This is a genomic window from Serratia sp. 121840015-1 (assembly GCF_053627655.1).
Genome location: NZ_JBSEYF010000003.1, coordinates 188,776 through 202,282, shown reverse-complemented (window position 1 = coordinate 202,282; position 13,507 = coordinate 188,776). Strand labels below are relative to the sequence as shown.

The window sequence follows — 13,507 nt, the reverse complement described above, 5'->3', positions numbered from 1 at the left end:
TATATTCATTTTACGGGAAGTTTATTTAACCACCGTTAAGCTGCCTCCGTTCATGATGTAAATCAGCTTACTCACATAGTGTTATCACACCGCAATTAAGACTTACGGAGGGGATGATATGGATGAGTATTCGCCTAAGCGACACGACATTGCTCAGCTCAAATTCTTGTGCGAAAATTTGTATGATGAAGGTATCGCTACCCTGGGAGACAGCCACCACGGGTGGGTCAACGATCCGACATCCTCCGTCAACCTGCAGCTTAATGAGTTGATCGAACATATCGCTTCGTTTGTGATGAGTTATAAAATTAAATACATGGACGAATCAGACCTGTCGGAGTTAGTCGAAGAATATCTCGACGATACTTATACGCTGTTCAGCAGCTACGGTATCAATGATTCCGACCTGCGCCGCTGGCAAAAGACCAAGGCGAGATTATTCAGAATGTTCTCAGGAGAGGACATCTGTACGACAATGAAAACTTAGGGGATAATTATTCCCGAGCTATTTTACGGTTATTAAACTAAAAGGCCACCATGACTAAAACCGACTATCTGATGCGTTTACGTAAATGCACCACGATTGATACTCTCGAACGTGTTATTGAGAAAAATAAGTACGAGCTTTCCGATGATGAACTGGAGCTGTTTTACTCAGCGGCCGATCACCGTCTGGCGGAGCTCACCATGAACAAACTGTATGACAAAATCCCCACCTCCGTTTGGAAATATGTCAGGTAATCAGACCCCAACGCGTTGAGCCGATGCTTTTATCGGCTTCAATGTCCACGTTAAATACGTATTTTTCCTATTGACAATGAAATGTTAATTACGTTCATCTTTATCGTTAATAATAAATAGCAACACTTCTCTGTTCCTGTTCGGGGTATAACGCGATTAACGCGTGATGACTCTCGCCCCCTTCTTAACGGCCACCAGCGTAACGGCCATGCAGCCAATCCCTCCTAACCTATACCCCTCGCGGCCACGCCGCCGCACTGCCTCCGGGCGGCGTGATCGCCCCGTAAAATCAGAGCATGCGGCGCAAAATCGCCTGCCGGGCAAAACAGTGGTGTTTAATCACCGCCGCAACGTGCAGCACGATCATGGCCGACAGCGCGATACACGAATAGCGGTGCACGGCGAAAAAGAAGCGGTTAACGTCGAGATTTGCAATCGGGCGTGGGAAGTCAATCGCACCGAAAACGGCAAAGCCGTGCTCCAGCATGAGGAATCCGCTGATCAGCACCACGAAAATCAGCAGGTAGAATATTTCGTGCAGCAAATGCACCAATCCCTTCTCGTGCCCTTGCAGCATATCGCCATAGGGCACCTTCGGCCGGAAAAAGCGCCAGATAAAGCGCGCCGCCATCAGCGGTGTCAGCACCAAGGCCAACGACATATTGGTCACGGAGAAAAAAGCGAAGATGCGCGCATCCGTCATAAAATGCAGCGAATAACCGACAATCATTACGTAGATCATGACCGCGGCAATGCCCCAATGCAGTAACCGACTGAAAAGATCGTAACGGGCAGGTTCGTGTGACATAAAACTCCTTTAAAAGCGGCCATCGCTGGCCGCTTGGCTATCCGATTTACGCTTACTTTTTCAGAACCCAGGCATCCTGCCAGTTGGAGCCCACGCCCGGCTCATAGTGAGTCGCGCCGCTGTTCCACTGCATGCAGTAACCGCTGTAAGGGAAAGGTTTGCACTGATACACCTTGCCGTCCTTCTGCTGCAGCACCGTGGTGCCGGCGGTGTATTTACTCAGCTCGTTCGGGAAGACGAAGTTGTAGTCGCCATTGCCGCCACCGCCGGTGGAGTCTGCTTCCAGATTGAAGTTTTCGATATCAGGCTGAATGCTCTGCCCGTTATCGTTGCTGGCGATCACTTTCAGCATGTGGTGGCCCTCGCTGACGTTGCTCAGCGCGATGGTCAGCGGCTGGCTTGCGTCTTCCAGCGTCTCTTTCACATAGCCTTTCTCCGTCTGACCGTGATCGTAAACGCGCGCTTCAACCGTCAGCTTGCCTTTAACCTCGGCATTGAAGGTCAGCTGGGCTTTACCATCCTTGATCTTGGTGCTGGACAGATTGCCAATACGAATCTCTTCGGTAATCTCAGGTGTATTTTCATCATAGGAAATCACCACGCTCTTCATCGTGCTGCCCTGCTTGGCGAAGACCGCGTTGTTGCCGAATACCGGGTTGACGTTGCCTTTGCCGTCCTTCACCCCGGCGCGCACCGCTTTCTGTTCGGCGTTGATCTTGGTAGCCAGTGCGTGGCTCCAGCGGTTTTTGTCGGTCAGCGCCTCACTGTCGATCGCCAGCTCGGTTTTCATCGCCAGCACTTCGCCGTTTGCGTCGAAGAAGCGAGCGATCGCTTTGTCGCCAACCTGCAGGTTTTTACCGGTGAGGGATCCCTGCAGCTGCTTGCGCCATTCGGATACGACGCCGTCGTCCTCAAAGTTGACGTCAACCACCTGATAGAAACTGTTCACCGTGTCATTGATTTCCCACACGCCGTAAATCACCTGATAGCCGGTTCTCTCCGGTACCACGCACTGGTGCACTTCGCGATCTTTTGGCGCCTGAGCATGGCCATCAACCTCGCAGAACGGCTCTTTTTCGAAAGCCTCGCGCGACAGCGGCTTGTTCACGTCCCAGTCTTGTTTGGTGATGTAGTAACGCCAGTTATTGGTTTTGTGCTTGGCGGTGTGGTACCAGGTGAACGTCTGCGGCCCCGGCTTCATGGTGTTCAACGCCCAGACGTTGACGCCCTGGCGATCCAGCGGTTCGAAGCCATTAACCCCGCCGCTGGCCAGCTGGCCGTCGAGCGGCGTAGCGCCGCCAGGGAAGCCGGAAATCTGCTCAACGCTCTGCGGTTCCCACTGCGCCCGGCCGCAGTCGGTGTTGCTGCCCAGCTTGCACTTGTAGGCGCGGCTTTCGGGAACTTCGATATACCCATGCGACCAGGCGGCCGACGAGGCAGCAAGCGTTGCCATCATCAGGGCGATTTTGGATAATTTCATTACGACTCCAGTTAAATTTATTGGATTCCAACTGAGTGAGAAGAAACTCAAAGAGATGCGGCGATACCGCGAGAGGAATAATAAGTAGAAGCCCTGAACGCCCGGCACTTAGAATGCATTAAAATAATAAAACCTAATACGGCCAAGATATTAAATGGCATGACAAACGTTTAAAATAATCCGGAAATCGCGAAGCGCCGCCTTGCGGCGAAAGAAATAAGCGCACCGTTCCTATTCCACAGAGAGAATAACGTGACATTGAAAAATATCGCCGCAGCGGTCTTGGCCTCCCTGCTGCTCTCCGGCTGCCAGCACGCCGCCAAATCGGCCCCTGACGCCGCCGCCCAACGCGACCAGCTGTCGTCGCTGGTCGGCGCCGGCTTGTTTTTGAGAGAGCGTTGCAACCGCGCCGACATCCCGGCCGACGATAAGCTCACGGCTGCGGCGCTGCAGGAAGCAGAGAAAAAAGGGTGGTCGCCGGCGCTCAATCGCGCCCAGTTGCTTGCTGCAGGTCAACGCGTCGCCGCACAGCTGGCGGCCGACGCCACGCCGCTGCAGGAGAAGTGCAGCGAATTCAATCGGTCACTGGCGCCCTTTCTAGCCCAGCTCCGTTAACCCCCCAGCGGCAGCGCAAACCATTGGCAGGCCACCGCGCCTGCGCCCGCCGTCGCCAGCCCCGGCCCGAAAGGCAGGGGCTGAGTTCCATCACCGCCGCGCCATACGCGCAACAACAGCCACAGCAGGCTGCCGGCGGAAGCAAACAGCAGGATCGACGGCAAAGCGGCATACCCGCCCCAGGCGCCAAGCGCCGCCAACAGTTTAAAATCGCCGTATCCCAGCCCCTCGCGGCCGGTCGCCAGACGAAATGCCCAATACAGCAGCCACAGCGTCAGATAGCCCGCCATCGCGCCGACCACCGCCGCCGGCAAAAAGGCCGGGTGCGCCAGGCAATGCCACAGCAACCCGCCCCACAACAGCGACAGCGTCAGGCAATCCGGCAGGAGTTGGCGCTCGCTGTCAATCGCCGCCAGCGCCAGCAACAACGCAACAAACGCCAGCATGAAAAACCAATCAACCCCGATGCCAAGACGCCAGGCCAGCATGATTCCCATCAGCATCAGAAATAACTCCACCAGTGGATAACGCACGGGAATAGGGCTGCGGCAATAACGACAGCGGCCACGCAACAGCAGCCAACTTAATAACGGAATATTATCGAACGCCGATAATTGTTTTATGCATGACGGGCAAAATGAACGCGGCCAAACGAGATTAAATCGCTCGGCCTGCGTCGTTTCTATTTCACGCTCAAGCATGATAGGCAGCCGATAAACGACCACGTTAATAAAACTGCCGACGCACAGACTCAACACGGCGCTAAATAACAGCCAGTGTTCATCCGCCGCCGCGTTTAGGGCGAATAGCATGATTTTTTCTGATTCCTGATGATTCGTTAGCGTGGGTTACATCGGCGGCTGCGTCGTCACCTGCAGCCGGCTGACCTGCACTACGCCCGGCGCCTGCCCCGCGCGCTCCACGGTGAGCGCGAGCACGCGGATACCGTGCTCGCGCTGCAGGGCCGCCAGCCACGACAACAAGCTTTCGAACGGCACGGGCGGCAGCCTCACCCCCATCTCCGCGTCACTTTCCGTCAGGTCGGCGATGGGAATGCGGTACGCTTGCGCGCTCTGCCGCAGCCGCTCCGGCAGTTGCTCGCGCGCAGCGGCGCCCGGCGGCAAGCGAGCCTGCAGTTGCTGGATGACACGTGCCTGACCCTGCAGCGCCGCCAGCCGTTGTGCGCTTTTCTGCGCCTGTGAAAACTGATACAGGCAGTAGCCGCAGGCTACCAACAACAACAGGCTTAACAACACCGCCCGCCGCAACGCCTTATCGTGCCACCCGATATTCATCGCTCACCTCTCACCGTCAGGACCGCCTGGTTGGGTGCGCCGCCTTCGCTGAACGTCATACTGACCTCGCCATCGTTAACCGGTGCCGGCAGCGGCACGTCGTTTCTGTTCACCGTCACCACCAGACGATCGTCGGCAGCGTCGAAAGCCAGCGCCTGCAGCTGCGGGGGCGCCCATAAAGCGAGCGCCCCGGCCGCGTAGGGCAGTAGCCTGAACAGCTGCGGCGCATTCAGGACGTCTTGCATACGCCGCACCTGCGCTTTAGCCACCTGTTCCACCAACGCCGGCGCGGTCTGACCAGGCAGCAGGCGCTGAGACAGTACCGCTATCCGGCTCTCGTTCTGCCGGGCCATCTGTTGGTGATGCAAACCGCCCACCAGCAGCGAACCGCTGAGCAACAGCAGCGCGCAGGCGGTCTTATCGGGCAGACGGCGCGGCCAGCGTACGCTCGGTTTGAAACGCCCCTGCAGCAGCGTGGCGGGGCTGCTCCAGGCCTCTTGCGCCAGTTGCCAGAGCGGATCCTCGTCAATGCGCACCGCTTCCCAGTCCGCCGGAATCTCCCCGCCGCAGTGCAGACACCAATCCGGCGTCGGCAGCGGAGTGCAATCCCACCAGGCATCGGGCAGCGACATGCTCTGCCCATTCCCCGTTCGGATCAGCCAGCGATCGCGCCAGCGCAGCGCGCTGCATTGGCCCGGCAGCGGCAATGCCAGCACGTCGGGCAGCATTTTATCGGCGCGAATGCCGCAGGCGCTCAGGCGCTCGACCCAGCCCTGCATCTGCGCCAACGCGACGCCGGCGAGGGTGAAATCACGCTGCGCCTTGCCCAGCACCGCCCAGTGCATCTGCTCGGTATCGGTCAACAGCCCGGCCTCGTGGGTGTAGGCCAGCGCCAGCGGCGTCGCCTGCCGGGCCTTGCCCTGGAATGTCGTTTGTCTCAGCACCACATGACGGGCAGGCACCAGTACCACGACTCGGCTGCCCTGCGCCATGGCTGCCAACTCGCCGCCGCCGTCGGTCAGATCGAGGCGGGCGCCAAAGCGGCAGCGCGTCTCGCCGACGTGGCCCCAGCGCACATCGGCCATCGAGTCCTCGCTCAGCGCGATAAGCAGGATTGTGTTCGCCACCCTTTACCCCTCCCCTCTGTCGAACTGGCGTCCGCTGACCGTGATGCCTGACTGGCCCGGTTGCCACGCGCTGACGAGCCGATAGCGCCCGTCATTCAGCGTCAGCTGCAGCTGCGCAATCCAGCGGCTGTCGTCGAACTTCAATCGCTCGTCGAGAACGTCGTCATCCAAGGCTTGCAGCGCTTTTTCCTGCGACAAAAACGTCAGCGTCTGCCACCCCTGCGGCGGGCGGGCCGCCAGCAACGTCCGCAGCCGTTCTCCGCCCAGGGCGTTCATCAGCATCGCCCGCAGCAGCGGCAACCGGGCCTCATCCACGGCGTCCGGGTTGATCTGCAATTCAGCATCCGGCGCCGCACAAAGCTGCGGTGCGAGGCGCAGGTATAGCTCACGATCGATACCGGCCAGCTCCCGCAGTTCACTGATATCCCCCATCAGGTACCCTTCGCCATAAGCCCGGGCGACGATCGCATCGGCAATCGCGCCCGCCTGCGCGTCGGCGATGCCCAGGTTGTTCAGTAACAGCATGAATATCCGCCTCTCTTTATTGGGGGGAGCCCCCTCGCTATCTCCGACCTCCGTTGGGCCGGCGGCGCGGATCAGGGCGTTTACGTTGAAACAGGCATCGACCCGGCGCAGGCGTATCGCCACTTCCCCCTCTTCGGTACGCATACTGAACGCCGCCCCAGAGGCTCCCCAGGCCTTGCGCTGCTCCCCTGCCTGCCGCCACCGCTGTTGGGCGTAGATCTCCCCGCCCAACAGCAGCCATTTCGCCCTCAGCCGATCCTGCTGAGACTGGGTGCGCGCCAGCGAACGCTGCCAGTGGTCATTGATATTGACCGCCACGATCGCCATCAGCGACATCATCAGCAGCACCATCAACAGCGCCATACCGCGTTGTTTTTTCATCATGGCCTCGCCGAGGGCAGCGCGATGATGCGCCGTATTTCCCCCAACGCGGGGGTCTCGACGGTGATCTCCACCGCCTGCGGCAGCAGCCCGCCGGCGCGCCAGGCCGTCAACCATTCGCCTTGCCGGTAAAAACGCAGGCGGAACCGCGTCACCTCCGGCAGCAACAGCACGCTGCGCGCCGTCGCCTGCGGGCTGCTCAAATTCGGGTAACTGAGGCGCTCCAGCCGCCCCTGCCGATGGCGATAGGCCACCCGCTCCTGCGTGGCACGCGGCAGCCGGGCCTGCGGATTCGACCAGCCGCTTCGGATCAGCAACAGCTGAAAATCCACGTCTTCCCCCTCCGCCGTCTGCAGCACCGCGAATTCCGGCGCCGCCGGCCTGCGTTTATCACCGATCGGCGCACGCGCCTGTGCATGAGCAAAATCGCGCTCGACGATCGCCAGCGCCCGTTGCAGCTGGGTCAGCTGCGTCGATTTGCGCTGGGTAATTTCGTCGTTTTTCAGCACGCCCCTGAAGACCGCCAGGGCGGTGAGCGACAGCATGGCGAACAGGGCGATGGCCAGCAGCATTTCCACCAGCGTAAAGCCGCGTTGTAAAGCGCGCTTCATGGCAACCCCCGGTAAGCCTGTAACTCCGCCAGCACGTTGCGATCCTGCGGATCGCGCCTGACTTCGATCGCGATCGCCCGCATTCCGGCGTCGCTGGTCTCCTGCCCACGATAACGCCAGTGCCAGGTCTCACCGGCCATCACCGTAGTGCCCGAATGCCAGGCCAGCGTCGGCGGCTGCGGATCGAGCTGCAGCAGCATCAGCTGGTTGTCCGCTACCCACAGCGCAACGGTCTTGGCTTCAATCTCGCTCAGGCTACGCACCTGGCCGCCGGTGCTGTTGATCAGCGCCAGGCAACCGATGGCGAAGATCATCAAGGCCACCATCACTTCCAGCAGTGTCATGCCCTGCTGGCGTCTCATTTTCCGCGTCATCGCAACGAATGTCCGTCGTTTCAAATACGAAGTAACCGGGCGCCTGCAATCGCCACAGGCACCGCCCCTGCGACAGCGCTACGCTGAACGCCGTGGTTTCGCCCCCCGGATGCAGCCACACCTGCGGCGGCCGCGCCGCCGCGTCATCGAGCGCGACGGTTTGCCCTTCAACGCTCAGCCACAGCGCGATGCCGTCCGGCAGGGCGTATGCCTCCCGGCTCGCCTGCCCCGCAGCGGCAACGCTGCGCCAACCGCCGCTGCCGAACGCCACGCCATAACTCACCCCTTCGCGCTCGGCCCGCTCGGCGAGGGCATTCAACCAATGGTTCAGCCGCTCCCCCTGCCGTGCCAACGCTTTCTCATCCGCCGGAAAACTCAGCATCACCAGGCCGCTGGTCACCCCCAGCAGCAGCAATACCAGCATGATCTCCAGCAGCGTAAAGCCGCGTATGCGCCTCATGGCGCGTCGGCGTCGGCCACCCAGTTGCCGATATCGTCATCGGTGTCGGCGATGCCGTCCGGCCCCAGAGAAAACACGTCCAGCTTGCCGTGACGCCCCGGATTACGCAGACGATACTCCTGCCCCCAGGGATCTTGCGGCAACCGGCGGATATAACCGTCTTCGGGATAATTTCTCGGGATCGGCGCCAGCGCCGGCCGGGTCACCAGCGCCGCCAGCCCCTGTTCCGCGCTGGGATAACGCCCGTTGTCCAGCTTGTACATATCCAACGCGTTCTCCAACGCGACGATATCGCTGGCGGCCTTTTGCCGATCGGCCTTCTCCTTGTTTCCCATCAGGCTTGGAATAGTCAGGCTGGCCAACAGCCCCAGAATGACGATCACCACCATGATTTCCAGCAGCGTAAACCCTCGCTGCCGCGACCTGCGCATCTTGCTGATATGACTCACTTTACTCTCCATTAACGGCATGATTAGCCGACCATATTATTGAGCTGCAATATCGGCTGCAGGATGGCCAAAATGATAAACAGCACCGAACCGGCCATCGCGATCACCAATAAAGGCTCAAACAGCCCCAGCGCCAGCGTGACTTGCCGGCCGAAGGCCTCCTGCTGCATCGTCGCCGCCCGTTCGAGCATCATGTCCAGCTCACCGCTGCGCTCGCCGGACATGATCATGTGCCGCATCATCGGTGAGAACAGCGCGGTGCCCTCAAGCGACGGCGACAATCCTTCGCCCTCCCGCACCCGCTCCATCGCCGCCAGCAGCCGTTCGCGGGCGGCATCGTTGCCCAACACGCCGGCGCTGATGCGCATCGCCTCCAGCAACGGCACCGCGCTGGCGTTCAAAATGCTCAGCGTTTTGGCGTAGCGCGCCGTGTTCACCGCCAGCGACAGCTTGCCGACCACCGGCAACCGCAGGATGAACGCATGCCAGCGCACGCGCCGCGCCGGATCCCGCAGGCGATAGCGGAACGCGCCAAGGCCCGTCAGCACCGATATCAGCGCCAACGCCCCCCATCGACGCAGCCCGTCGCTGGCGCCGAGCAGCATCCGGGTCGACAGCGGCAAGGTCTGCTTCATATGCACAAACTGTTCGATCACCTTCGGCACCACCGCCGTCAACAGGATCGCCACCACGCCGATTGCCACCGTCGTCAGCACCATCGGGTACACCAGCGCCTGCACGATTTTGTTCTTCATTTGCTGGCGCTGTTCGACGTAGTCGGCCAGCCGTTCCAGCACCGGCGCCAGATGGCCGGAAATCTCACCGGCGGCCACCATGGCGCAATAGAGGCGGTCAAAAATCTGCGGATGCTGACCCAGCGCCTGCGCCAGCGGAAAGCCCTCCAGAATGCGCTGCCGCACCTGAGACAACGCCGCCTGCAGACCTTTTTTCTCCGTTTGCCGCGCCACCGCCATCAGCGCTTCCTCCAGCGGCAGCGCAGCGGACAGCAGCGTCGCCAGCTGCCGGGTCAACAGCGCCACATCGCCGCTGCTCACGCCGCTCATCCAGCGGCCGGCAAACATGCCGGCGAAAGCGGGCCGCCTGCGTGCTTGCACCGCCAGCACCTGCCACCCCTTTTCACGCAGGCGATCGCGGGCGTGGCGCAGAGAATCCGCCTCCAACACGCCGCGCTGGGCGCGCCCCTCACGATCGCAGGCGCGATAATCAAACTTCATCGCCGTCCCCTTCGCGCGTCACTCGCAGCACTTCCTCCAGGCTGGTCTCCCCGGCGCGCATTTTGGCGATCCCATCCTGGCGCAGCGGCAGATAGCGTTCGGCGGCCAGTTTCGCGATGTCCAGCTCGCCGTCACCGCGATGGATCGCCATGCGCATCGGTTCATCCAGCACCAACAGTTCGTGCAAGCCGATTCGGCCGTGATATCCCTGCCCGCCGCAGGCCTCGCACCCCAACGGGCGCCAGCAGGTCACCGCCGGCGTCGGGGGCAGCCCCAGCAGGTGCCGCTGCGCGTCAGGCAACGCATAAGGCTCACGGCACTGCGGGCACAGCCGGCGCACCAGGCGCTGCGCCAACACGCCGCTGAGCGAACTCGAAAGCAGAAACGGTTCGACCCCCATGTCCCGCAGCCGGGTCACGGCGCCGATCGCCGTGTTGGTATGCAGGGTCGACAGCACCAAATGCCCGGTCAATGAGGCCTGCACCGCGATCTGCGCCGTTTCGCCGTCGCGGATCTCACCGATCAGCACCACGTCGGGATCCTGACGCAGCAGCGCGCGCAGCCCGCGCGCGAAGGTCATGTCCACCTTGGGATTCACCTGCGTCTGCGCAATGCCGGCCAACTCATACTCGACGGGATCTTCGATCGTCATGATGTTGCGCTGTTCATCGTTGATCTGGCTCAGCAAGGTATAGAGCGTGGTGCTCTTGCCGGAGCCGGTCGGCCCGGTGACCAAAATGATGCCGTGCGGCTGGCGGATCAGGCGCAGCAACGCCTGCTGGTGCGCCGGCGCCATGCCCAGGCTGGGCAGTTCGAGCCGCACGCCCTGTTTGTCCAACAGGCGCATGACCACGCGTTCGCCGTGGCTGGCCGGCATCACCGACACCCGCACGTCAATCGCCCGCCCGCCGACCTTCAGCGCCATGCGCCCATCCTGCGGCACGCGCTTCTCGGCGATATCCAGCTTCGACATCACCTTAATGCGCGACACCAGCAGCGCCGCCAGCTTGCGCTGCGGCGCCAAAATCCGCCGCAGCGCGCCGTCGATGCGAAAGCGGATCACCAGCTCGCTCTCGTAGGTTTCGATGTGGATATCGGAGGCGCGCTCTTTGATCGCCTCGCTCAGCAAGGCGTTGATCAGGCGGATAATCGGCGCATCGTCCTGTTCGTCCAACAGGTCTTGCTGCTGCGGCAGCTCCTCGGCCAGCGCGTAAAAATCCAGTTCGCCACCCAGGTCGTCGATCATTTTCTGCGCCTGGCCGCTTTCCTGCTGGTAGTGCGCCACCAGCCGTTGATCAAAAGCCTCCGCCTCCAGCCGGGCCAGCGCCGGCTCGCCGGGCAGGCAGCGGTAGGCCTCCATCAATGCGGCGTGGCTTGTGTCAGGGTGACAATAAATCTGGATACCGTGCTGCCCGTCAACGGCCAGCACGCCATGCTGGCGCGCCCAGGAAAAAGGCAGCAGCGGCCCCGCAGAACGGGGCTTCACGGGCGCACTCCCCGCGAATAAAACGCGTCGATACTTGCAACGGTGGCGAGAAACGCCCGATTGTCGAGCGCCTTCTTATCGCCGGCGATCTCGCCGCGCAGTGCGTCATTCAGCTCACGATCGTCCTGCTGTTCGGCGTCGAACTTGCCTAACTTGCGTTGGCTCTGCCGGGCATATCCCTCGGTGCTGCGAATGATGGTCGGGCGGATAAACAGCATCAAATTACGCTTGCTCGCTTTGGTGGCGGTCGAGCGAAACAGCGCCCCCACCAGCGGGATCTTGCCCAGGATCGGCACGCTGCTCTCCAGCTCCGAGTTGGACTTGTCCAACAGGCCGCCCACCACTACGGTTTCGCCGCTGTCCACCAGCACCGTGTTGTTAACCGTGCGGATATTGAAGGTCGCCCCCAGCGAATCCGGCGTAGCGCCGGCGCTGTCGGCAACGCTGGAGACCTCCTGTTCGATCTGCATCAGCACGGACTGGCCCTGGTTGATCTGCGGTTTGACCTTGAGTTTGATCCCCACCGTCTTGCGCGACACGGTATTGAAGACGTTATCGCTATTGGTGGTTTGCGAACCGGTCAGGATCGGCACATCCTGCCCGACGCTGAATTCCGCCTCGGCGTTATCCAGCGTGACGATGCTCGGCGTGGCCAGGATATTATTTTGGTTGTTGCTGGCGATGGCGGTCAGCAATACGCCCCAGTTACCGCTGTAGAAACCGGTCATCAGGCCGTTGGCCTTGCCGAACACGTCGCTCATGCCGTTTTCGAACCCCGCCGACACCCCGGGCATCTGGCCGGCGAACTGCGTGCCACCACCGTATTTGTTGGCCCACTGCACGCCGATGTTCAGCCCCTGCCCATCCTGCACTTCGACGATCACCGCTTCGACCAGCACCTGCGCGCGGCGCACATCGAGCTTGGCGACCACCGCCTCCAGATCGCGCATCACATCCGGCGCGGCGGTGATGATCAGCGCATTGGTCTGCTCATCGGCCTTGATCACCACATTTTTCAGCAGCGCCACGTTGGCGGCGGCGCTCTCCTTCTCGTTTTGCAGGCCCGCACTCACGCCGGTCAGCACCTCGACCAGGCTCTGCGCCTTGGCGTATTTGAGAGGGATAACCTGGGTATTGCCCTGGGTGACGCTCTTGTTATCCAGCTGGTCAATCAGTTCTTTGGCGTGTTCGCGGCTCCGATCATCCCCGGCGATCATCACGCTGTTGGTCCGCTCATCCGCCACCAGCCGCAGCGAGCTCGCGCCGGCCGTGCGCCGCTTGCCCTCTTCACGAAACAGTTCATTCACCATGCGCGCGATTTCCGGCGCCGCCGCATGCTTCAGCGCGAGAGTTTCGACCCGATTGCCATCGTCCTGATCCATCTCCCTGACGAGCTCGAGCAGGCCATTGACCACGCTGGCCCGGCCGGTGATCAACAACGCGTTTCCCTGCTCGTAATGCGCCACGCTGCCCACGCCGATGCTGTCGTTGAGCTGGCGCAATATCGGCGAAACGTCTTTGGCCGCGATATTGCGCAGCGGTACCACGCGCATCACCACTTCATCCCCTTCGGCGATCGCCTCGCCGCCGTTTTGTGCCAGCGCGGCTCTTTTTCCCTCTTTGGCGGCGATCACCTTCAAGACGTTATTGGGCATGCCGATGACCGTATAGCCATAGACATCCAGCACGTTGAGAAAGAACTGGTAATACTGCTTCTCGTCGAGCTGTTCATAGCTGCGCACCGTGACCTTACCTTTCACCGCCGGATCGATAATGATGGTTTTGCCCAGGTTTTTACTGACCGTATTGATAAATTCCTGAATGTCCGTGCCTTTGAAATTGGCGGAGAATTGCTCCGCGCGCGCCGCGCCAGCCAGCACAATCATGACGGCCACCGCCGCTAACGCGCGCCATAAGCCG

Annotated in this window: 16 protein-coding genes; 3 read left to right on the top strand and 13 right to left on the bottom strand. The window is 61.0% G+C overall.

Going from position 1 to position 13,507, the window contains the following annotated elements; translation table 11 throughout:
* Positions 1 to 118 precede the first annotated feature (118 nt).
* Positions 119 to 487: an Hha toxicity modulator TomB gene (tomB, locus tag ACUXAC_RS17265; RefSeq protein WP_004940312.1), complete on the top strand. Its 369-nt coding sequence runs from the start codon at positions 119 to 121 to the stop codon at positions 485 to 487.
* A gap of 50 nt (positions 488 to 537) precedes the next feature.
* Entirely contained in the window at positions 538 to 741 is a 204-nt protein-coding gene (locus ACUXAC_RS17260; protein ID WP_004940313.1) for an HHA domain-containing protein, read from the top strand.
* A gap of 289 nt (positions 742 to 1,030) precedes the next feature.
* Here ACUXAC_RS17260 and ACUXAC_RS17255 read toward each other — a convergent pair whose 3' ends face one another.
* Both ACUXAC_RS17255 and gbpA read right to left on the bottom strand, forming a co-directional pair.
* Positions 1,031 to 1,549 (bottom strand): cytochrome b, encoded by a 519-nt coding sequence (locus tag ACUXAC_RS17255; protein ID WP_197833074.1) that lies wholly within the window; start codon positions 1,547 to 1,549, stop codon positions 1,031 to 1,033.
* A 52-nt stretch (positions 1,550 to 1,601) separates the two neighbouring features.
* Positions 1,602 to 3,029 (bottom strand): N-acetylglucosamine-binding protein GbpA, encoded by a 1,428-nt coding sequence (gene gbpA / locus ACUXAC_RS17250; protein ID WP_197833075.1) that lies wholly within the window; start codon positions 3,027 to 3,029, stop codon positions 1,602 to 1,604.
* 252 nt (positions 3,030 to 3,281) lie between these two features.
* On the opposite strand from gbpA, the gene gspS reads away from it, so the two are divergent.
* Complete coding sequence (gspS, locus tag ACUXAC_RS17245) at positions 3,282 to 3,644, top strand: type II secretion system pilot lipoprotein GspS (protein ID WP_060423419.1); 363 nt, start codon at positions 3,282 to 3,284, stop codon at positions 3,642 to 3,644.
* On the opposite strand, the gene ACUXAC_RS17240 is transcribed toward gspS, so the two are convergent.
* From ACUXAC_RS17240 to gspD, 11 genes are read right to left on the bottom strand one after another with little or no spacing between them, the layout of a single operon-like run.
* On the bottom strand, positions 3,641 to 4,456 hold the full coding sequence (locus ACUXAC_RS17240) for a prepilin peptidase (RefSeq protein WP_308343064.1): 816 nt from the start codon (positions 4,454 to 4,456) through the stop codon (positions 3,641 to 3,643). The two genes, gspS and ACUXAC_RS17240, sit on opposite strands and share 4 nt — an antisense overlap.
* A 36-nt stretch (positions 4,457 to 4,492) precedes the next feature.
* Entirely contained in the window at positions 4,493 to 4,939 is a 447-nt protein-coding gene (gene gspM / locus ACUXAC_RS17235) for a type II secretion system protein GspM (protein ID WP_308343065.1), read from the bottom strand.
* Positions 4,936 to 6,066, bottom strand: a complete 1,131-nt coding sequence (gene gspL, locus ACUXAC_RS17230) for a type II secretion system protein GspL (RefSeq protein WP_454266793.1) — start codon at positions 6,064 to 6,066, stop codon at positions 4,936 to 4,938. Before gspL ends, gspM begins: the two co-directional genes overlap by 4 nt.
* A 3-nt stretch (positions 6,067 to 6,069) precedes the next feature.
* Positions 6,070 to 6,975 (bottom strand): type II secretion system minor pseudopilin GspK, encoded by a 906-nt coding sequence (gene gspK / locus ACUXAC_RS17225; RefSeq protein WP_227818377.1) that lies wholly within the window; start codon positions 6,973 to 6,975, stop codon positions 6,070 to 6,072.
* A complete protein-coding gene (gene gspJ / locus ACUXAC_RS17220) occupies positions 6,972 to 7,583 on the bottom strand; it encodes a type II secretion system minor pseudopilin GspJ (protein ID WP_060440570.1) in 612 nt (203 codons plus the stop codon). The genes gspK and gspJ overlap by 4 nt, the downstream gene beginning before the upstream one ends.
* Positions 7,580 to 7,927, bottom strand: a complete 348-nt coding sequence (gene gspI / locus ACUXAC_RS17215; protein WP_264299389.1) for a type II secretion system minor pseudopilin GspI — start codon at positions 7,925 to 7,927, stop codon at positions 7,580 to 7,582. The genes gspJ and gspI overlap by 4 nt, the downstream gene beginning before the upstream one ends.
* Entirely contained in the window at positions 7,839 to 8,417 is a 579-nt protein-coding gene (locus ACUXAC_RS17210; protein ID WP_123193169.1) for a prepilin-type N-terminal cleavage/methylation domain-containing protein, read from the bottom strand. Before ACUXAC_RS17210 ends, gspI begins: the two co-directional genes overlap by 89 nt.
* A complete protein-coding gene (gene gspG / locus ACUXAC_RS17205; protein ID WP_047730782.1) occupies positions 8,414 to 8,848 on the bottom strand; it encodes a type II secretion system major pseudopilin GspG in 435 nt (144 codons plus the stop codon). Before gspG ends, ACUXAC_RS17210 begins: the two co-directional genes overlap by 4 nt.
* A gap of 41 nt (positions 8,849 to 8,889) precedes the next feature.
* Positions 8,890 to 10,101, bottom strand: a complete 1,212-nt coding sequence (gene gspF, locus ACUXAC_RS17200) for a type II secretion system inner membrane protein GspF (protein WP_147839400.1) — start codon at positions 10,099 to 10,101, stop codon at positions 8,890 to 8,892.
* The gene (gspE, locus tag ACUXAC_RS17195) at positions 10,091 to 11,587 is read right to left on the bottom strand and encodes a type II secretion system ATPase GspE (protein WP_060423399.1); all 1,497 of its coding nucleotides are present in this window, start codon (positions 11,585 to 11,587) and stop codon (positions 10,091 to 10,093) included. The genes gspF and gspE overlap by 11 nt, the downstream gene beginning before the upstream one ends.
* Positions 11,584 to 13,473 (bottom strand): type II secretion system secretin GspD, encoded by a 1,890-nt coding sequence (gene gspD / locus ACUXAC_RS17190; RefSeq protein WP_070914181.1) that lies wholly within the window; start codon positions 13,471 to 13,473, stop codon positions 11,584 to 11,586. Before gspD ends, gspE begins: the two co-directional genes overlap by 4 nt.
* Between the last annotated feature and the right edge of the window lie 34 nt (positions 13,474 to 13,507).

What these genes read in the sequence shown, in the direction of transcription:
- gspF (WP_147839400.1), bottom strand. Translation starts at nt 10,101, where the DNA reads ATGAAGTTTGATTATCGCGCCTGCGATCGTGAGGGGCGCGCCCAGCGC.
- gspM (WP_308343065.1), bottom strand. Translation starts at nt 4,939, where the DNA reads ATGAATATCGGGTGGCACGATAAGGCGTTGCGGCGGGCGGTGTTGTTA.
- gspI (WP_264299389.1), bottom strand. Translation starts at nt 7,927, where the DNA reads ATGACACTGCTGGAAGTGATGGTGGCCTTGATGATCTTCGCCATCGGT.
- gspD (WP_070914181.1), bottom strand. Translation starts at nt 13,473, where the DNA reads ATGATTGTGCTGGCTGGCGCGGCGCGCGCGGAGCAATTCTCCGCCAAT.
- gspJ (WP_060440570.1), bottom strand. Translation starts at nt 7,583, where the DNA reads ATGAAGCGCGCTTTACAACGCGGCTTTACGCTGGTGGAAATGCTGCTG.
- gspK (WP_227818377.1), bottom strand. Translation starts at nt 6,975, where the DNA reads ATGATGAAAAAACAACGCGGTATGGCGCTGTTGATGGTGCTGCTGATG.
- tomB (WP_004940312.1), top strand. Translation starts at nt 119, where the DNA reads ATGGATGAGTATTCGCCTAAGCGACACGACATTGCTCAGCTCAAATTC.
- gspG (WP_047730782.1), bottom strand. Translation starts at nt 8,848, where the DNA reads ATGCGCAGGTCGCGGCAGCGAGGGTTTACGCTGCTGGAAATCATGGTG.
- gbpA (WP_197833075.1), bottom strand. Translation starts at nt 3,029, where the DNA reads ATGAAATTATCCAAAATCGCCCTGATGATGGCAACGCTTGCTGCCTCG.
- ACUXAC_RS17210 (WP_123193169.1), bottom strand. Translation starts at nt 8,417, where the DNA reads ATGAGGCGCATACGCGGCTTTACGCTGCTGGAGATCATGCTGGTATTG.
- ACUXAC_RS17255 (WP_197833074.1), bottom strand. Translation starts at nt 1,549, where the DNA reads ATGTCACACGAACCTGCCCGTTACGATCTTTTCAGTCGGTTACTGCAT.
- ACUXAC_RS17260 (WP_004940313.1), top strand. Translation starts at nt 538, where the DNA reads ATGACTAAAACCGACTATCTGATGCGTTTACGTAAATGCACCACGATT.
- ACUXAC_RS17240 (WP_308343064.1), bottom strand. Translation starts at nt 4,456, where the DNA reads ATGCTATTCGCCCTAAACGCGGCGGCGGATGAACACTGGCTGTTATTT.